At 67.8% G+C, this 17,974-nt stretch carries 19 protein-coding genes; 9 read left to right on the top strand and 10 right to left on the bottom strand.

Annotated features, from left to right (window positions below; translation table 11 throughout):
• Window positions 1-140: 140 nt before the first annotated feature.
• The 5 genes from ACGFZ3_RS04130 (at window position 141) to ACGFZ3_RS04110 (ending at window position 4,247) form a co-directional block, all read left to right on the top strand.
• Window positions 141-695 (top strand): RNA polymerase sigma factor, encoded by a 555-nt coding sequence (locus tag ACGFZ3_RS04130; RefSeq protein WP_392916747.1) that lies wholly within the window; start codon window positions 141-143, stop codon window positions 693-695.
• Complete coding sequence (locus tag ACGFZ3_RS04125; RefSeq protein WP_392916744.1) at window positions 692-1,612, top strand: hypothetical protein; 921 nt, start codon at window positions 692-694, stop codon at window positions 1,610-1,612. The genes ACGFZ3_RS04130 and ACGFZ3_RS04125 overlap by 4 nt, the downstream gene beginning before the upstream one ends.
• A gap of 10 nt (window positions 1,613-1,622) precedes the next feature.
• On the top strand, window positions 1,623-2,231 hold the full coding sequence (locus tag ACGFZ3_RS04120) for an IMPACT family protein (RefSeq protein ID WP_392916741.1): 609 nt from the start codon (window positions 1,623-1,625) through the stop codon (window positions 2,229-2,231).
• Window positions 2,224-3,990 (top strand): ABC transporter transmembrane domain-containing protein, encoded by a 1,767-nt coding sequence (locus tag ACGFZ3_RS04115; RefSeq protein WP_392916738.1) that lies wholly within the window; start codon window positions 2,224-2,226, stop codon window positions 3,988-3,990. The genes ACGFZ3_RS04120 and ACGFZ3_RS04115 overlap by 8 nt, the downstream gene beginning before the upstream one ends.
• A 68-nt stretch (window positions 3,991-4,058) precedes the next feature.
• Entirely contained in the window at window positions 4,059-4,247 is a 189-nt protein-coding gene (locus ACGFZ3_RS04110; RefSeq protein ID WP_392916736.1) for a hypothetical protein, read from the top strand.
• 186 nt (window positions 4,248-4,433) lie between these two features.
• Here ACGFZ3_RS04110 and ACGFZ3_RS04105 read toward each other — a convergent pair whose 3' ends face one another.
• From ACGFZ3_RS04105 to hrcA, 6 genes are all read right to left on the bottom strand, one after another.
• Complete coding sequence (locus ACGFZ3_RS04105; RefSeq protein WP_392916734.1) at window positions 4,434-5,546, bottom strand: prephenate dehydrogenase; 1,113 nt, start codon at window positions 5,544-5,546, stop codon at window positions 4,434-4,436.
• On the bottom strand, window positions 5,543-6,451 hold the full coding sequence (gene pdxY / locus ACGFZ3_RS04100) for a pyridoxal kinase (protein WP_392916731.1): 909 nt from the start codon (window positions 6,449-6,451) through the stop codon (window positions 5,543-5,545). The genes ACGFZ3_RS04105 and pdxY overlap by 4 nt, the downstream gene beginning before the upstream one ends.
• A 108-nt stretch (window positions 6,452-6,559) precedes the next feature.
• Window positions 6,560-7,687, bottom strand: a complete 1,128-nt coding sequence (gene dnaJ / locus ACGFZ3_RS04095) for a molecular chaperone DnaJ (protein ID WP_392916728.1) — start codon at window positions 7,685-7,687, stop codon at window positions 6,560-6,562.
• Window positions 7,688-7,848: 161 nt separating this feature from the next.
• The gene (dnaK, locus tag ACGFZ3_RS04090) at window positions 7,849-9,780 is read right to left on the bottom strand and encodes a molecular chaperone DnaK (RefSeq protein ID WP_392916725.1); all 1,932 of its coding nucleotides are present in this window, start codon (window positions 9,778-9,780) and stop codon (window positions 7,849-7,851) included.
• Window positions 9,781-9,909: 129 nt separating this feature from the next.
• Entirely contained in the window at window positions 9,910-10,425 is a 516-nt protein-coding gene (grpE, locus tag ACGFZ3_RS04085; RefSeq protein ID WP_392916722.1) for a nucleotide exchange factor GrpE, read from the bottom strand.
• An 81-nt stretch (window positions 10,426-10,506) separates the two neighbouring features.
• Window positions 10,507-11,574 (bottom strand): heat-inducible transcriptional repressor HrcA, encoded by a 1,068-nt coding sequence (gene hrcA / locus ACGFZ3_RS04080; protein WP_392916720.1) that lies wholly within the window; start codon window positions 11,572-11,574, stop codon window positions 10,507-10,509.
• Between the two features lie 92 nt (window positions 11,575-11,666).
• On the opposite strand from hrcA, the gene recN reads away from it, so the two are divergent.
• On the top strand, window positions 11,667-13,331 hold the full coding sequence (gene recN, locus ACGFZ3_RS04075) for a DNA repair protein RecN (RefSeq protein ID WP_392916717.1): 1,665 nt from the start codon (window positions 11,667-11,669) through the stop codon (window positions 13,329-13,331).
• 32 nt (window positions 13,332-13,363) lie between these two features.
• Here the strand turns inward: recN and ACGFZ3_RS04070 are convergent, their stop codons facing one another.
• The gene (locus tag ACGFZ3_RS04070; protein WP_392916714.1) at window positions 13,364-14,281 is read right to left on the bottom strand and encodes a LysR family transcriptional regulator; all 918 of its coding nucleotides are present in this window, start codon (window positions 14,279-14,281) and stop codon (window positions 13,364-13,366) included.
• Window positions 14,282-14,378: 97 nt separating this feature from the next.
• Between ACGFZ3_RS04070 and ACGFZ3_RS04065 the strand changes: the two genes are divergently transcribed.
• Window positions 14,379-15,620, top strand: a complete 1,242-nt coding sequence (locus ACGFZ3_RS04065; protein ID WP_392916711.1) for an SGNH/GDSL hydrolase family protein — start codon at window positions 14,379-14,381, stop codon at window positions 15,618-15,620.
• A 108-nt stretch (window positions 15,621-15,728) separates the two neighbouring features.
• Here the strand turns inward: ACGFZ3_RS04065 and fur are convergent, their stop codons facing one another.
• The gene (gene fur / locus ACGFZ3_RS04060) at window positions 15,729-16,145 is read right to left on the bottom strand and encodes a ferric iron uptake transcriptional regulator (protein ID WP_068851145.1); all 417 of its coding nucleotides are present in this window, start codon (window positions 16,143-16,145) and stop codon (window positions 15,729-15,731) included.
• A gap of 104 nt (window positions 16,146-16,249) precedes the next feature.
• Between fur and ACGFZ3_RS04055 the strand changes: the two genes are divergently transcribed.
• On the top strand, window positions 16,250-16,645 hold the full coding sequence (locus ACGFZ3_RS04055) for an outer membrane protein assembly factor BamE (RefSeq protein WP_392916707.1): 396 nt from the start codon (window positions 16,250-16,252) through the stop codon (window positions 16,643-16,645).
• A gap of 51 nt (window positions 16,646-16,696) precedes the next feature.
• Here ACGFZ3_RS04055 and ACGFZ3_RS04050 read toward each other — a convergent pair whose 3' ends face one another.
• On the bottom strand, window positions 16,697-16,954 hold the full coding sequence (locus ACGFZ3_RS04050; protein ID WP_392916704.1) for an RnfH family protein: 258 nt from the start codon (window positions 16,952-16,954) through the stop codon (window positions 16,697-16,699).
• Window positions 16,955-16,957: 3 nt separating this feature from the next.
• Window positions 16,958-17,386, bottom strand: a complete 429-nt coding sequence (locus ACGFZ3_RS04045) for a type II toxin-antitoxin system RatA family toxin (RefSeq protein ID WP_392916702.1) — start codon at window positions 17,384-17,386, stop codon at window positions 16,958-16,960.
• A 56-nt stretch (window positions 17,387-17,442) separates the two neighbouring features.
• Between ACGFZ3_RS04045 and smpB the strand changes: the two genes are divergently transcribed.
• Window positions 17,443-17,946 (top strand): SsrA-binding protein SmpB, encoded by a 504-nt coding sequence (gene smpB / locus ACGFZ3_RS04040; RefSeq protein ID WP_068851133.1) that lies wholly within the window; start codon window positions 17,443-17,445, stop codon window positions 17,944-17,946.
• The last annotated feature ends 28 nt before the right edge of the window (window positions 17,947-17,974 follow it).

The following is a 17,974-nucleotide window of genomic DNA, read 5'->3' as shown; positions in this document are numbered from 1 at the left end:
GCAATGGAAGCCCTTGACCCCATTGCCCGCCCTTGGCCGTTGTTCGCTGTGTCTCCCGCTGGGTCTGCCCTGTGATTTCAGCTGCTGCTCCCGTTCCGCGCCGCTATGCGCAGGCCCATTCAGCGCTTACTCTGTGCGCCGTGGATGCCGCCGCCCTGCCAACCGACGAATCGCTGATGCTGGCCTGGGCCGGCGGCGACCTGCGTGCATTCGAGGCCCTGTATGCCCGCCACCGCAACCGCCTGTACAGCTTCCTGCTGCGGCAGCTGCGCGATGCGGCGCTGGCCGACGAGATGTTCCAGGACGTATGGCAGCGGGTGATCGCCGCACGCACAGGCTGGCAGCCTGAAGCGGCCTTCACCACCTGGCTGTTCCGCATTGCCCATAATCGGCTCAATGATCATTGGCGGGCGTCACGCCACCGGCCGACGGCGCCCGGCGATGCCGACGAGCGCGTGGCGCGGATGAGCGACACCCGCACCCCGGAGAGCCAGCTGTCTGATTTCGAGCAGCGCCGCCGCCTGCAGCTGGCGATGGAACAGCTGCCCGATGACCAGCGTACGGTGCTGCAGCTGCGGCTGGAGCAGGAACTGAGCCTGGAGGAGATCGCGCAGATCACCGGCGTGGGCCGTGAAACGGTCAAGTCGCGGCTGCGCTACGCGATGGACAAGCTGCGCGCGGAGTTGAGCCCATGAACCGCCCTGATGCCCTGACGCCGGAAGAACGCGAGCTGGCCCGCCTGCTCGGTCGCGCCGCGCCGGCTGCGCCGCCTGCGGCCGTGGACGAGGCGGTGCTGGCCGCCGCCCGCGCCGCAATCCGCCCCGGCGCCGCCGCTGATGTCCCCCCGGCGGGCGCCGCCCCGGTGCACGGCACGCACCGCCGGCGATCACGCCTGCCCGCCGTGTTCGGCCTGGCCGCATCGCTGGTGTTCGCGGTCGGCATCGCCTGGCAGCTGAAGCCCGAGGCACCCCCGCCGGCCGCGCCGGTATCGGCGGCTGCGGAGGCGGCGGCCGAAGTCCCGGCGCCGGCCGCCGCAGAGGCCGCGGTTTCGGCGGCAGCGACCACCGAAACCGTCGCGCCAGCGCGCGCGGAGCCCGCAACGCCCGCTGCCGCGGCGAAACCCCAGGGCGCGCGCGCCGCGCCAGCGCCGAAGCCCGCGCCGCCCCCCTTGCCGCCGGCACCATCGGGTGCCCTTCGGGCCGAGGCGCCGGTGGCGCCGGCGCCCATGGCGGCGCCGATGGCAGCGCCCAGCCCGCCCGAGGCCAGGATCCAGGCTGATCAAGCCCCCGAACTCGACAGTGTGGTGGTGACCGGCAGCCGCATCAACGAATCACGCGAACGTACGCAGGCCAAGGGCGCACCAGGTGTGATGCGGCGTGCTGCACCCGCCCCCGCCGCAACGTCGGCCTACGGCGCGCTGTCGGCCAACGCCATCGCCGTGGCCGTGGACGCCGACGCCGCGCTGCCGCGCCGGCAATGGATCAAGCGCATCCGCGAGCGCCGCGACGACGGCGATGTGGATACCGCGCGTGCCAGCCTGGAACGCTATCTGCAGCATTACCCGGAAGCCCGCATTCCGCAGGATCTGCGCGAGTTGCTCGACCCCCACTAGAATGGCGGGGATGCCCGATACACTCGCCACCGCCGTCAGCCACAGCCTGGAAATCAAACACAGCCGTTTCGTCGCGCATGCCGCGCCGATCGGGTCGGCAGAGGACGCACTGGCCTTCCTGCAGCAGGTGGCGGTGCCCGATGCCACGCACAACTGCTGGGCGTACCGGCACGATAACGAATACCGCTCCAGCGACGACGGTGAACCGGCCGGCACGGCCGGTCGCCCGATCCTGGCCGCCATCGACGGCCAGGGCTTCGACCGCGTGATGGTGGTGGTGATCCGCTGGTATGGTGGCATCAAGCTCGGCGCGGGCGGGCTGGTACGGGCGTATGGCGGCACCGCCGCCGAGTGCCTGCGCACCGCGCCCCGGCTGCCGCTGGTGGCGCTGGCCGAGCTGACCGTGCAGGCGGCATTCGAGGACCTCGGCGCGTTGCATGCCGCATTGGCGGCGCACCACGCCGAAAAACGGGACGAAACCTTCACCGCCTCGGGCGTGGAACTGCACGTCCGCCTTCCCGCCGATCAGGCCGCCCCGTTGAAAACCCGCCTGCGCGACGCCACCCGTGATCGTATCCGCGTGCATTCGCGCACCGAACCAGGCCTTGTCCATGACTGAACCCTCTTCCGCACCGGAACCGGCGCTGCGCCGCCTTGGCAGCCTGGGCACGCTGTGGCCGTTCGTGCGCCGGCACGTGGGGCTGTTCTCGGCCTGGCTCGTGGCCCTTGCCGTCTCCTCGACCGCCACGCTGAGCCTGCCCCCGGCGGTGAAGCTGATGATCGACAACGGGTTCGGCGGCAACGGGCAGATCAACCGTGCGTTCGCCCTGCTGTTGCTGGTGGCGGTGGTGCTGGGGCTGGCGACGGCGGCGCGCTTCTTCTTCGTTTCGCTGCTGGGCGAAAAGGTGGTGGCCGACCTGCGCAGCCGCCTGTACGCCCACCTGATCTCCTTGGGCGCCGGCTTCCATGACCGCAGCCGCAGCGGCGAGCTGGTATCGCGGCTGACCGCCGACAGCGAGCTGCTGCGCAGCGTGATCGGTTCCACCATGTCGGTGGCCCTGCGCAGCAGCGTCACGGTGGTGGGCAGCCTGGTGATGCTGTTCGTGACCAGCCCGCGCCTGGCCGCGTGGTCGCTGGTCGGCATTCCGCTGGCGGTGCTGCCGATCGTGATCGGGGCGCGGCGCGTGCGCGGCATTTCACGCGCCAGCCAGGACCGCATCGCCGATGCCAACAGCCTGGCGGCCGAAACGCTGGGCGCGGTGCGCACGGTGCAGGCGCACGCGCGCGAGCCGTATGAGCGCAACCGCTTCAACCAAGCACTGGCCGAATCGATCCGCGCCGCGCGGCGCCGCATCGGCGCGCAGTCATTGGTGACGGCCACCGCCATCGTGCTGGTGTTTGGTGCCATCGTGGGCGTGCTGTGGCTGGGTGCGCATGACGTCAACGATGGCCGGATGACCGCCGGCACCCTGGGCCAGTTCGTGCTGTACGCGCTGATTGGCGGCGGCTCGGTCGGTGCACTGGCGGAAGTGTGGAACGAACTGCAGCGAGCGTCCGGCGGCATGGGCCGCATTGCCGAGCTGCTGCAGGAGGACATTGAAATCACCGCACCGAGCGACCCGCTGCCGCTGCCAGACCCACTGCGTGGCGAGATCCGTTTCCAGGACGTGGTCTTCCACTACCCGCAGCGGCCCGACACCGCGGCACTGGCCCACTTCGACCTGCATGTGCGCCCGGGTGAAACCGTGGCGCTGGTCGGGCCTTCCGGCGCCGGCAAGAGCACGGTGCTGTCGATGCTGCTGCGCTTCCATGATCCTGCCGCTGGCACCGTGCTGGTGGATGGCGTGGACGTGCGCCGGGTCGATCCGGCGCAGCTGCGCGCGCAGATGGCACTGGTCCCGCAGCAGCCCACGCTGTTTGCCAGCAGCGCGTTGGAGAACATCCGCTATGGACGACTGGAAGCCAGCAACGAGGACGTGCAGCGTGCCGCGGCGGCTGCCGAAGCCGATGAGTTCCTGCAGGCGCTGCCCGACGGCTACCTGAGCGAGCTGGGCGAGCGCGGTGCGCGCCTGTCTGGCGGCCAGCAGCAGCGCATCGCGATCGCGCGTGCGCTGCTCAAGGACGCGCCGATCCTGCTTCTGGACGAGGCCACCAGTGCGCTGGACGCACAGAGCGAGCGTGCGGTGCAGCAGGCGCTGGAGCGCCTGATGGCCGGCCGCACCACGCTGGTGATCGCGCACCGGCTGGCCACGGTGCTCAAGGCCGACCGCATCGTGGTGATGGACCACGGGCGGATCGTCGCGCAGGGCACCCACACCGAGCTGCTGGCCGAAGGTGGACTGTACGCTGAACTGGCCAAGCTGCAGTTCATCGATTGATGACGTACCGATAACGCGAGAGGTTGCATGGTGGCGGCGCCCCATCAACCTGCTGCAGGAGGTGTTTGATGTCATTCCGTCAGTTTCCGGCCAGGGACACCAATGGCGAAGAATACGTGATCGTGGAATTCAAGCCTGAGTCGGGCGAAACCGCCGCCGACCCGCATGTCCGTTACGAACTGGCCGATGGCCGCCATCTGGTGCGTGACGGGCGTGAATTCCGCACCAGTGGTGGCGAGCTCACGCTGACCGTGTAGGGCGTACCGACCAGCGGTCGGCACCTACCTGGGTGGCGCACGACCGTTGGTCGTGCGCCTTTGGCCAACACTGGCCAATAAATCACCACCCATCTTGACAGCGTTGCCCCACGGGGGCTGCACGCGGTTATCCACATGCTTGTCCGCATGTCATCCACACCCCCTGTGGATGAATGCGACACGCTGTCAGCGCGGCAGCACCCTGCCCAGGCCAGTGGCGTCGATCTCCACTGCCGCGCGCTGCAGCGCATCCAGATCGCTGCCGGCCACGAAACCCATCCGGAAATGCACTTCACCCGCGGGGGTGCGCGAAGAGTGGATGGAGGCCAGGCTGACCCCATGCCGCTCGAACACGTGCAGCAATTCGCGCAGCGAACCGGGGCGATCTTCCGGCAGGTGCACGCTGATCGCATTGCGCTCGGTAAGATCGGCCAGCAGGTAGCCCACGCGTTCGAAGGTGTAGTTGCCTGCCCGCAGCAGCGCCTTGCCCTGGTGCTCACGGTTGTCCTGGAGCAGCTGCGCGCGGAAGGCGGCGCGTGCGGCATCATCGCCCTGCTCCACTTGCCCACGCAGGGCCTGCAGTTGGCCCAGCAGCCGGTCCAGCATCGGCCCCACATGCGGGTTGCCGAACTGGATGTCCTCGTAGATGGCCGGATTGAGCGACAGGATCCGCGCGATGATCGCGGTATCCAGTTCGAACGAGGCCGACCGGTACGGCATCAGTTCCGCCAGCGGCCCCAGCAGCGGCGCGTATTCGCGCAGCACCCCCGCCTGGGCCAGGTGGGTGGCGTGCACCATGGCCTGCACCAGCGCCATCACCTGGTCGTGGTGCTCGGGCGTGGCGCGCACGCACTCGGCTTCGAGCGCTGCGCACAGCTCGCCTACCCATCGCTGCCAATGCGCCAGCCGCGCTTCGCACACCACCATCACCCTGCCCTTCAGCGTGGGCGCCTTGGGCGGTGCGGTCATCGGGTGCAGCCCGACCACCTCGGCCTGCGAGGCCAGCATCGCAGCCACCGGCTCGCTCTTTACCGAGGTCACGTCCAGCCACAGGCGACCGGCTTCGCGGCCGGCCGAACGCCTCACGTAATCGGCAATCAGGGTGGGCGTGTGCCGGATCGGCGCGGAGAACACCAGCACGTCCGCACGCTCCAGCAGTGTTTCGGGATCGTTCGACTGCGGATCGGCCGGATCATGGCCGATCACCTCCAGCCCAAGGCGCTGCTCCAGGAACGTCCGCAGCCAGCACCCGTAGGCGCCGGCGCTGCCGACGATGCCGACTACCGGGCGCAGCGTCACGCCAGCCGCTCGGCGCGGAAGCGGTGCGGCTGCGCCAGCGCGGCCGGTGCGGCGGCCAGCACGTCGAATTCTTCGTGGTCATTGGCCAGGGTGGCCTCCAGCGCGGCATGTACGCCGGAGATCGAGCGCGACAATGCCTGCTCGAAGCGCTCGCCGCGCAGCAGGAACGCGACCAGCAGCGACATCAGCACATCGCCGGTACCGGCCACGTCCACCGGCAGGTGCGGCGAGGACCAGCGCCAGATCGCATCGCGGCTGACCGCCAGCGTGACCAGCTCGCCCGGATCACCGCCCACGCTGTGCGCCAGCACCCATTCAGGACCACGAGACAGCAGCGCCTTCGACGCGGCGATGGCATCGACTTCGGCCAGGCTGGGCATGCCGGTCAGCCTGCCCAGCTCGAACGCGTTCGGGGTGACCAGCCAGGCATGCGGCAGCAGACGCTCGGCGAAGATGGTTTCCAGCCCGGGTTCCACGTACGGGCCGGTGTGGGTATCGCCAATGACCGGGTCCAGGCAGTAGCGCAGCTGCGGCGACGCCGGCAGCACCGCATCCAGCCAGTCGGCAAAGGCCGCGCCGTTGCCGACGCTGCCGAAATAGCCGGACACCAGCATCTTCGCCCGTGCCGGCAGGCCGCGTTCGTTGGCGCCCTGCAACAGGTCGGAGAACCAGTCGGCCGGCAGCACGCGGCCACGCGTGGTGGGATAGAACGGCGCGTTGCTCAGCAGCGTGGTGGGCACTTCGGCGACACGCACGCCCAGCGCACGCAGTGGCGGAACGGCCGCACTGTTGCCGGCATGGCCGTAGACCAGCTGCGACTGCACCGAAATGACGTCGACCGGCGACGGACCGTCCGGGCGCTGGCGGCGCCCATGGACCAGATGGCTTTCGAGGGTATCGTTCATGGCCCATTTTAGAGCGTACCGACCAACCGTCGGTACCTGCCCGCTGAATCGCAGCCACGAAAAAGCCGGGACGTGCCCGGCCTTTTCGTTACCGATGGAACCAACCGCTTACGAGGTCATGCGATCCCAGAAGCCCTTCACGCCATCGATGAAGGTCGCCGACTTGGGCGAATGCTTGCGCGCTTCTTCGCCGGTGAAGGTGGTCTCAAACTGCTCCAGCAGTTTGCGCTGCTCGGTGGTCAGGTTGACCGGCGTTTCGACCACCACGCGGCAGTACAGGTCGCCTTCGCTGCGGCTGCGCACCGAACGCACGCCCTTGCCACGCAGGCGGAACAGCTTGCCGGTCTGGGTCTCGGCCGGAATGCGGATTTCCGCATAGCCGCCCAGGGTAGCCACGCGCACGGTATCGCCCAGCGCAGCCTGCGAGATGCGGATCGGCACCTCGCAGTGCAGGTCGTCGCCATCGCGCTGGAAGATGGCGTGCTCGCGCACCCGCACTTCCACGTACAGGTCGCCCGGCGGCGTGCCGGCCGGACCGGCCTCACCCTCGCCCGCCAGACGGATGCGGTCGCCGGTGTCGACCCCCGCAGGCACCTTGACCGACAACACCTTGTCTTCTTCCACGCGGCCATTGCCGTGGCAGGTCTTGCAGGGATTCTGGATGATCTGGCCGCGGCCGTTGCAGTTGTGGCAGGCCTGCTGCATGGCGAAGATGCCACGCTGGATGCGCACCTGGCCCTGCCCACGGCACACGCTGCAGGTTTCCACCTTGCCATCATCCGAACCGCTGCCGTGGCAGTCGTCGCACTCTGCCAGGGTCGGGATCTCGATGCGGCGCTCGATGCCACGCACCGCTTCTTCCAGGTCCAGCTCCATCACGTAGCCGATGTCGGCACCGCGCCGTGCCTGCCGCGGCCCCCCGCCGGCACCGCCGAAAATGTTGCCGAAGATATCGCCGAAGATATCGCCCATGTCCGGGCCACCCGGGCCGCCACCGCCGCCCATGCCGTGCTCGAAGGCTGCGTGCCCATGCGCATCGTACATGCGGCGCTTGTTGGCATCGGACAGGGTTTCGTAGGCTTCCTTGCATTCCTTGAACGCCGCTTCGGCGGCACTGTCGCCGGGGTTGCGGTCGGGGTGGTGCTTCATCGCGCAGCGGCGATAGGCCTTCTTGAGTTCGTCTTCGGTCGCAGTGCGGGACACGCCCAACACTTCGTAATAATCGCGCTTGCTCATGGTGAAAATCTGTTTCCGGAAGTCGGGATTCGTCAAAGCGGAAGAGCGGAACCAGGTCCGCTCTTTCGTCGGGCGCCCCGGCACACCGGGGAACGGCGGTCAGGACCCACTGGAAGTGACAACGGGACGCTGCCTGCGCAACGCCCCGTGTCGTGTCCGGATCAGGACTTCTTGTCGTCCTTTACTTCGGTGAACTCGGCATCGACCACGTCGTCGTGCGCCGCGCCACTGGTCCCGGCACCGGCATCGCCGCCCGGGGCGCCGCCCTGCTCGGCCGCGGCCGAGGCAGCGAACAGCGACTGGCCTGCTTCTTCCAGCACCTTCGACTTGGCCTCGATCTGGGCCTTGTCATCACCCTTCATCGCCGTTTCCAGGTCAGCCAGCGCCGACTCGACCTTACCGATGACATCGCCACCGACCTTGCTGCCGTGTTCGTTGATCGCGGTACGGGTACCGTGGATCAGTGCGTCAGCCTGGTTGCGCGCCTGGACCAGCTCATGGAACTTCTTGTCTTCTTCGCGGTTGGCTTCCGCGTCGGCGACCATGCGTGCGATCTCGTCCTCGGACAGACCCGAACCGGCCTTGATCTCGACCTTCTGTTCCTTGTTGGTCTTCTTGTCCTTGGCCGACACGTGCAGGATGCCGTTGGCATCGATGTCGAAGGACACTTCCACCTGCGGCAGGCCGCGCGGGGCCGGCTCGATGCCGGAGAGGTCGAACTTGGCCAGCGACTTGTTGTAGCGGGCCTGTTCGCGCTCACCCTGCAGCACGTGCACGGTCACGGCCGACTGGTTGTCCTCGGCGGTGGAGAACACCTGCGAGGCCTTGGTCGGGATGGTGGTGTTCTTCTCGATGATCTTGGTGAACACACCGCCCATGGTTTCGATGCCCAGCGACAGCGGGGTCACGTCCAGCAGCAGCACGTCCTTGACGTCGCCGCCCAGCACGCCGCCCTGGATCGCCGCACCCAGTGCCACGGCTTCGTCCGGGTTGACGTCCTTGCGCGGTTCCTTGCCGAAGAACTCGGTCACCGCCTGCTGCACCTTCGGCATGCGGGTCTGGCCGCCGACCAGGATCACTTCGCTGATGTCGCTCGAACGCAGGCCTGCATCGTTCAGCGCGATGCGGCACGGCTCGATCGACTTCTTGATCAGGTCTTCGACCAGCGCTTCCAGCTTGGCGCGGGTCAGCTTGATGTTGAGGTGCTTCGGACCGGAGGCATCGGCGGTCACGTACGGCAGGTTCACTTCGGTCTGCTGGCTGCTCGACAGTTCGATCTTGGCGCGCTCGGCAGCATCCTTCAGGCGCTGCAGGGCGAGCGGATCCTTGCGCAGGTCGATGCCCTGGTCCTTGTTGAACTCGTCCACCAGGTATTCGATGACGCGGTTGTCGAAGTCTTCGCCGCCCAGGAAGGTGTCGCCGTTGGTGGCCAGCACTTCGAACTGCTTTTCACCGTCAACGTTGGCGATTTCGATGATCGACACGTCGAAGGTGCCGCCGCCGAGGTCGTACACGACGATCTTGCGGTCCTTGCCATCACCCTTGTCCAGGCCATAGGCCAGGGCAGCAGCGGTCGGCTCGTTGATGATGCGCTTGACTTCCAGGCCCGCGATGCGGCCGGCGTCCTTGGTCGCCTGGCGCTGGCTGTCGTTGAAGTAGGCCGGCACGGTGATGACCGCTTCGGTGACGGTCTCGCCCAGGAACGCTTCGGCCGTCTTCTTCATCTTCTCAAGCACGCGCGCGGAGATTTCCTGCGGCGCCATCTTCCTGGCATCGCTGGTCTGCACCCAGGCATCGCCATTGTCGTGGGCCAGGATGCCGTAAGGCACGTGCGCGATGTCCTTCTGGACTTCAGCGTCGGTGAACTTGCGGCCGATCAGGCGCTTGACGGCGTAGAAGGTGTTCTTCGGGTTGGTGACCGCCTGGCGCTTGGCCGAGGCACCCACCAGCACTTCGCCATCCTTGGTGTAGGCGACGATGGACGGCGTGGTGCGATCACCTTCCGCGTTTTCAATGACGCGGGCCTTGCCGCCGTCCATGATCGCCACACACGAGTTGGTGGTGCCGAGGTCGATACCAATGATCTTGCCCATGGGGAGACTCCTGAAATATTTGGGAACATCCGGCAGCTGCCGGGTTATGAATGGGATGTGTGGGACGCTTCCGACACTTTCAAGCCACCCATCAAACGCTGTGTCCGATGGCAGCCGAACGCGTTCAGGTCAGTCCCGGGCGACCACGACCAGCGCCGGCCGCAGCAGGCGGTCATTGAGCAGGTAGCCCTTCTGGAACACCTGGACCACGCTGCCCGGCGCCGCGCCAGGCGCATCGGTCTGGCTGATGGCCTGGTGGTGTTCCGGGTTGAAGGTCTGGCCGGTGGGGTCGAGCAGGGTCAGGCCGTTGTCGGCCGCCACCTTGAGCAGCTGCTTGTAGGTCAGCTCAAGGCCTTCGCGCAGCGGGCTGGGCTCGGCGCCGGCGGCGTTGAGCCCGGCGTCCAGGCTGTCGAACACCGGCAGCAGCTCGCCCAGCAGCTTTTCGTTGGCGAAGCGGCGTGCCTGTTCGACGTCGCGGGCCACCCGCTTGCGCTGGTTGTCCAGGTCGGCGCGCTCACGCAGCGACTCGGACCGGAGCAGGGCCAGTTCGTTGTGCAGGCTCTCCAGCTGCTGCTGCAGGGTATCCCCCGCAGCGGCGTCGCCGGCCGGGGTCTGGGATGCGATATCAGGCTGATCTTGGTTCATTTCCGGATCCTTGGCGGTGACTCTCCGCCTCCACCCACCCCTATGTGGGCGGCTGGACCCGATTCAAGAGCCAGGGCGGCTTCAGGTGCGATTACGGGACAATCCGGCACCGGCCGGGGCATCCAACGCCGCGCCGAGTACCTGGGCGGTGGCTTCCACCAGTGGAATCATGCGGTCGTAGGCCATCCGTTTCGGCCCGATCACCCCCAGCACCCCCAGCACCTGGCCACCGGCCGAGTACGGGGCGGTGACCAGCGAGACGTTCTCCAGCGGCATCACCCCGGTTTCCTCGCCGATGAAGATGCGCACCCCGGGGGCCTGGATGGTGCGCTCCAGCAACTGCAGGATCTCGCGCTTGCTGGCGAACAGGTCGAACAGTTCGCGCAGGCGGTCCAGGTCGGACAGGTCCTGCACCCCCATCAACCGGGTCTGCCCGGCCAGCACCATGTCATCGGCCGGCGGCGCCATCGCCTGTTCGGCCAGTTCCACGCTATGCGCCAGCAGCTGCTCCATCTCCGTGCGCGCCTGGCGCAGTTCGACCAGCAGGGTGGCGCGGATCTCGGCCAGCGGGCGCCCAGCGCAGTGTGCGTTGAGGTAGTTGGCCACCTTCTCCAGCTCGGCCGGCTCCCAACTGCGCCTGGGTTCGATCACCCGGTTCTGCACCTCGTTGTCGGCGAACACCAGGATGGCCAGCACCCGGCGCGCATCCAGCGCCACGAAATCGATGTGGCGGAAGGCGAACTGCTCGCGCCGCGGCGCGCCCACCACGCCGACGAAATGGCTCATTGCCGAGAGCAGCTCAGAGGCACTGCCAAGCAGGGCCTGGGTGCCCGCACCGCTGGACAGCTCGCTGCGCAGGCGGTTGAGCTCGTTTTCGCCGGGCGGCTGCATCTTCACCAGGCTGTCGACGAAGACCCGGTAGCCGTGCGCGGTGGGCACCCGCCCGGCCGAGACATGCGCTGAGCTGAGCAGGCCCAGGTCTTCCAGATCGCCCAGGATGTTGCGGATGGTGGCCGGGCTGACATCCAGCCCGGCCAACCGCGCCAGGGTCTGCGAGCCAACCGGTTCACCGTCCTGGATGTGGCGCGCGATCAGCGTCCGCAGCAGGTGGCGGGTGCGCGGCGCGAGATGGGGCGCGGAGGGGTGCATGGAATCAACCTGTGAGACGCGACGTTGGATAATGGCAGGAACACTGCCTGCCCCACCCATGCTAGCGTTGCGCGGCTCAAGAACCCAATACCATGCTCAGACATCTATCGATCAAGGATTTTGCCGTTGTCCGCGCCACCGAACTGGAGTTCGGCGCAGGCATGACCGTGGTTTCCGGCGAGACCGGCGCAGGCAAGTCGCTGATGGTCGACGCCCTGGGCTTCCTGTCCGGGCTGCGCGCCGACAGCGGCGTGGTCCGCCACGGCGCGGCGCGTGCCGAACTGTCGGCCGAGTTCGCGCCCGGTGAAGAGGCCCCGGCCCGGCAATGGCTGCGCGACAACGAGCTGGATGACGAGGACCAGTGCCAGCTGCGACGGATCATCCGCGCCGATGGCGGCTCGCGCGCCTGGATCAATGGGCGCCCGGTGACCCTGTCCCAGCTCACCGAACTGGCCGGCATGCTGGTCGAGATCCACGGGCAGCACGAACAGCAGGCGCTGCTGGCGCGGCCGTCGCAGCTGGCGTTGCTCGACGCATTCGCCCGCAACGAGGCCGAGCGCGGCCAGGTCCGTCAGGCGGCTGCGCGTTGGCAGGCACTGGTGGACGAAGCGGAGTCGCTGTCGCGGCAGGGCGATGTCAGCGATCGCATCGGCTTCCTGGAACACCAGCTGGGTGAGCTGCAGCGGGAAGACCTGGAGCCGGCTTCGATTGCCGCACTGGGCAGCAGCCACCGCCGGCAGGCCCACGCCGGCGCGTTGCTCAGCGCCTGCGACGTGGCGGCGGCCCGCCTTAATGGCGACGATGAGGTGTCGGTGCTGCAGCTGCTGCAGCAGACCCGGCACGACCTGACCCGCGTGGCCGAACACGACGCCCGCCTCGGTGAGGTGGACGCGCTGCTGGACAGCGCGATCATCCAGCTGCATGAAGCGCTCGCCCTGCTCGACCGGGTCCACGACGATCTGGATGCCGACCCGGAGCAGTTCGAGGACATCGAACGCCGTCTGGGCCGACTGCACGACCTGGCGCGCAAGCACCGCGTGCCGATGGAAGGCCTGGGTGACCACCGCGATGCGATGGAAGCCGAGGTGGAGCAGCTGCGCGGTGCCGATGCGCGCCTGCAGGCGCTGGCCGGCGAGATCGACCGCGCGGCCGCACAGTGGCAGGCGGTGGCCGCCACGCTCAGCGCCAGCCGTGCCACTGCGGCCAAGGCGCTGTCGGAAACCACCACTACGCTGATCGGCGAGCTGGGCATGGGAGGCGGCCAGTTCCTGATCGAGATCGAGCCGCACGCGGCCGCCAGACCGGACCCGAACGGCGCCGAACGCGTTGAATTCCTGGTGGCGGCCAACGCCGGCCAGCCGCCGCGCGCCCTGCGCAAGGTAGCCTCTGGCGGCGAACTCTCGCGCATTTCGCTGGCCATTGAAGTAGCCGCACTGGACCTGGATGCGGTACCGACCATGGTGTTCGACGAAGTCGATTCCGGCATCGGCGGCGCGGTGGCCGATATCGTCGGCCAGAAGCTGCGTGCGCTGGGCGAGAAGCGGCAAGTGTTGTGCGTCACCCACCTGCCGCAGGTCGCCTCCAAGGGCCACGCCCATTATCGGGTCAGCAAGGCACCGGTGGAGGGCATGACCCAGAGCGCGGTGGAAAAGCTGGATGCCAAGGCCCGCGAAGAAGAGCTGGCGCGCATGCTCGGCGGGGTGGAGGTGAGCAGGGAAGCCCGCGCGGCGGCGCGGAAACTCCTGCAGGAAACCTGAAGGCCGTACCCACCAACGGTGGGTACCCACCGTCAGATCAGCGGTCTGCGCAGATCTACGTGTTCCACCAGGAAATCCAGCAACGCACGCACCCGCAAGGGCAGATACCCCCCCTGCCCCACGAACACGGCGTGGACGTCTTCCAGATCACCGGGGTTGGCCTGCTCCAGCACCGGCAGCAGCCGGCCGGCGGCGATATCGGCCTGCACCTGGAACGCTGCCAGCCGCGCGATACCTGCGCCGCCCAGCACCAGCCGCCGCAACGCCTCGCCATCGCTGGCACGTGCGTTGCCGCCGGTCGGCACCCTCTGTACCTGCCCCTGTTCGCGCAATGGCCAGCCGGTCTGCGCACGTGGGTGACCGATATCCAGCCGGTTGTGCGCCAGCAGCGCCGCCGCATTGCCCGGCAAGCCGTGCCGTGCCGCGTACGCAGGCGCCGCCACGATCATCATCCGGGTACTGCCCAGCCGCCGCGCAACCAGGCTGGAGCTCTTCAGGGGGCCGGCCCGTACCGCCACATCGGTGCGCTGCTCGAGCAGGTCGATTACCTCATCGGTCACCACCAGATCCACCCCCACCTGCGGGTGCCGATCCAGGAAGGCCGGCAGCAGCGGCAGCAGGAAGTGATGGGCAAATGGCACGTTGCTGTTCACCCTCAGCCGTCCCCGCGGCTCGGCGTGGTCGCTGGCGCAGCGTTCGGCTTCGTCCAGGTCGGCCAGCACGCGCAGGCCACGCTCGTAGAAGGCGCAGCCCTCCGGGGTCAGCTGCAACTGGCGGGTGGAGCGCTGCAACAGGCGCGTGCCCAGCCGTTGTTCCAGCCGCGCCACCAGCTTGCTGACCGCCGAAGGCGTCATGTCCAGCGCGCGGGCCGCCGCCGAAAAGCTGCCGGCCTCGATCACCCGCACGAAAATCTCCAGCTGGCCGGAACGGTTGATGTCGGGCGCCGGCATTGGATGAATCCAGTTCACAGATGATTGTCCGCAGGCAGTCTAGTTCACAGATCGACCGCCGCGCACCATGGCCGTCCTCTTCCACGGGATGGACCGCATGCTTTCCTTGATCCGCCTGGCGGCCGGCGCACTGCTTACGGCGTCAGCCAGCACCTCCCCCTCCATCGCCGTTGCCGCAGCCCGGCCCGGGCCGTCGCACTGGGTCGCCACCTGGCAGGCCAGCCCCCAGCGGGTCTGGGGCGCGGGGTTCCTGTTTCCGACCGGCATCCCGGACGTCCTGCGCAACCAGACGTTCCGCCAGACCGCCCGGATCAGCCTGGGCGGGCCGCAGCTGCGCGTCCGCTTCAGCAACGCATACGGCACCGCGCCGGTGCGGATCGGCGCGGCCAGCGTCGCGGGCAGCGCCGGGGCGCCGCCGGTGGCGCTGTCCTTTGACGGCCAGCCGGGCGCGGCGATCCCGCCCGGCCAGGACCGCGTGAGCGACCCGCTTGCCCTACCCACCCGCGACCTGCAGGCCATACAGGTCGATGTGTACGTACCCGCCGCCACACGCCTCCAGACCTTCCACTGGGACGGGCGCCAGACCAGTGCGATTGCCCCGGGCAACCAGACCGGCAACGCTGCGTTGGCCGACAGCACGCCTACCACCGCGCGGCTGTTCATGACCGGGATCGAGGTCGAGGCCCCGGCGGCGGCGCGCAGCGTGGTGGTGATCGGCGATTCGATCACCGACGGGGCCACCGCCAGCCTCGACCACGACCAGCGCTGGACCGACCACCTGGCCGCCCGGCTGGCTCCGCAGGGCATGGCGGTGGTCAACGCCGGCATTTCGGGCGGGCGACTGCTTCGCGATGGCATGGGCGAATCCGCCCTGTCCCGTTTCCAGCGCGATGTGCTGGAACAGCCGGGCGTGGCCAGCGTCGTGGTGCTGGTCGGCATCAATGACATCAGCTGGCCGGGCACCGCCTTCGCCCGCGACCAGGCGCGGCCAACGCTGGCAGAACTCCAGGCCGGCTACCGCCAGTTGATCGAGCGCGCGCATGCCCACGGCGTGCGGATCATCGGCGCCACCCTGACCCCGTTTGCCGGTGCGCTGCCCGGCACCCCGCTGGACGACTATCACGCCCCGGCAAAGGACAAGCTGCGCCAGCAACTCAATGCCTGGCTGCGCAGGGGGGCCCCGTTCGATGCCGTGGTTGACCTGGACCGCGCCCTGCGCGATCCGACCGATCACACCCGGCTGGCACCCGCCTACGACTCCGGCGACCACCTGCACCCTGGCGATGCCGGCAACCGGGCGATGGCCGAGGCGGTGGACCTGGCGGTGTTCGGGGAATGAAAAACCCGGGCTTGGCCCGGGTTCTTCTGGAGGCTGGTCGACCGATGATGGATTCTTTCAAAGGTCTACCGACCAACGGTCGGTAGCTACCGCGCAAGTAACCTGCGGTTACTTGCGCTTTTTGCGCACGTAGAGCACCAGCGAGTGCTCTTCCAGTTCGTAGCCGTGGTCGGCGGCGATCTTGCGCTGAAGTTCTTCGATCTCGTGGCTTTCGAACTCGATGATCTTGCCCGAGTCCACGTCGACCATGTGGTCGTGGTGGCCGCCCCGGTCCAGTTCGTACACGGCCTGGCCGCCTTCGAAGTTGTGCTTCAGCACCAGGCCGGCGGCCTCGAACTGGGTCAGCACGCGGTATACCGTCGCCAGGCCGATTTCGTCACCATGCTCCAGAAGCTGGCGGTAGATGTCTTCGGCGGTCATGTGATGCTGGTGCTTCTGGGCGTCGCGCTGCTCGAGCAGGGCAAGGATCCGCATACGCGGATGGGTCACCTTCAGGCCAACTTTGCGCAGGTCGTGGGTTTCCATAGGTCTCCGTTCATTGGCGATTTAGCGCCAGCTGCCTCGGATTGGGTCGCGGCGACACGTTCGGAGTGTATCATCGACTGGATTTCCCCAAACGCCATTCCCCGATGCGCAATCTCCTGCTGGTCGCCGCCGTTGCCCTGTCCACCACGGGCTGCGGCATCATCTATAAGCAACCCATCTATCAGGGCAACCTGATCCGGGAGCAGGCCGTCGGTCAGCTGCAGGTGGGCCAGAGCAAGCAGCAGGTCAACGCGCTGCTCGGCACCCCCTCCATCGACGATCCCTTCCATGCCCAACGCTGGGATTACACCGCCAGCCAGCGGCTGGACCGACTCGGCCGCACCGAAGTGAAGAACTTCGTGGTCTTCTTCGAAGGCGACCAGGTCACCCGCTGGGAAGGGGATTACTTCCCCAACAATGACGCCCAGCTGGCCAAGGATCAGGTGCGCCAGTTCGGCCGCAACCTGGCCAAGGACAAGAAGAAGCAGCGCGGGCGGTAAGCCCGGGCATCGCCTGGCAGTGGATTGACCGGGTAGCCGGCGACGCGTACCTCAGCGCGCGCGCGCCCGCCTGCGCCGGTTGTCCTTTGGATCCACCTGCAGGGGCCGCAGCAGCTCCACCCGGTCCCCGTCGTGGAGCACCTGGCCGGCCTTGGCCAGCATCCCATGCACGGCCACGGCCGGGCAGCCTTCGTGTCCGTTGATCGCCGCGGCAGCAATGGCGTCGGCCACGGTAGCGCCTTCGGCCAGCTGCAGCGTTCGCGACTCGGCCCGGTCAGGCCAGGCCAACACCACTTCCACGCGGATCACGGCTCAGTCCTGTTCGTCGGCGACGCGGACGAAGTCGGTGACCATGCGGTCGGCCAGGCCCTGGAAGCCCAGCGCCAGGGCCGGCCCCAGCAGGCGTGAGTTCGGTTCGAACTCCAGGGTGAGGCTGACCTTGCAGGCGTCCTCGGCAAGGGCATGGAATTCCCAACGGCCATGCAGCCGCTTGAACGGGCCATCGCGCAGCTGCATGTCGATGTGGTGCGGGCGCTGCAGGGTATTTTCGGTCATGAACCAAGTTGAAAACGACCCCAACCCCAGGTCCAGCCGCGCTACCAGCCGGTCCGGGGCCGATTCCAGGATCTGCGCGGCCGAGCACCACCGGAAGCGGCGCGGGTAGGCATCAATATCATTGACCAGGTCGAACATGCGGGCAGCCGAATGTTCAACCAGGGCACTACGTCGGATAGTTGGCATGCGAAGGCTTGGCTGGCGAATCGACCAAGGAGGCCCGAATCGGAGACAATACGGAAATGAGCAAGAACAGCGGCAAGGATAAAGCAAAGAACGCGACGGCCAACAAAACCATCGCGCTCAACAAGCGTGCCCGCCACGAATACACCCTCGAAGACCGTTTCGAGGCTGGCCTGGCCCTGCAGGGGTGGGAAGTGAAATCGATCCGTGCCGGGCGCGGCAACATCATCGACGCCTACGCCTACGTCAAAAGCGGCGAAATCTTCCTGATCGGCGCGCAGATCACCCCGTTGATCCAGGCCTCCACCCACGTGGTGGCCAACGACCGCCGCGAGCGCAAGCTGCTGCTCCACCGCAGCGAGATCGACAAGCTGGTCGGCAAGGTTGAACGTGACGGCTACACCATCGTCCCCACGGCGATGTACTGGAGCAAGAACAAGATCAAGCTGGAAGTGGCGCTGGCCAAGGGCAAGCAGACCCACGACAAGCGCGACGCTGAAAAAGACCGCGATTGGGCCCGCGAGAAGCAGCGCACCATGCGCCGCCACAACCGCGACGCCTGACGCGGTCCGCGCGACCCTCTTCCCATAT

Origin of the sequence: Stenotrophomonas sp. NPDC047960 (genome assembly GCF_043204395.1) — a bacterium.
In the GTDB taxonomy this organism is placed as follows: domain Bacteria; phylum Pseudomonadota; class Gammaproteobacteria; order Xanthomonadales; family Xanthomonadaceae; genus Stenotrophomonas.
The sequence above is the reverse complement of the archived record's forward strand: the minus strand, read 5'-3'. Positions and strand labels throughout refer to the sequence as shown.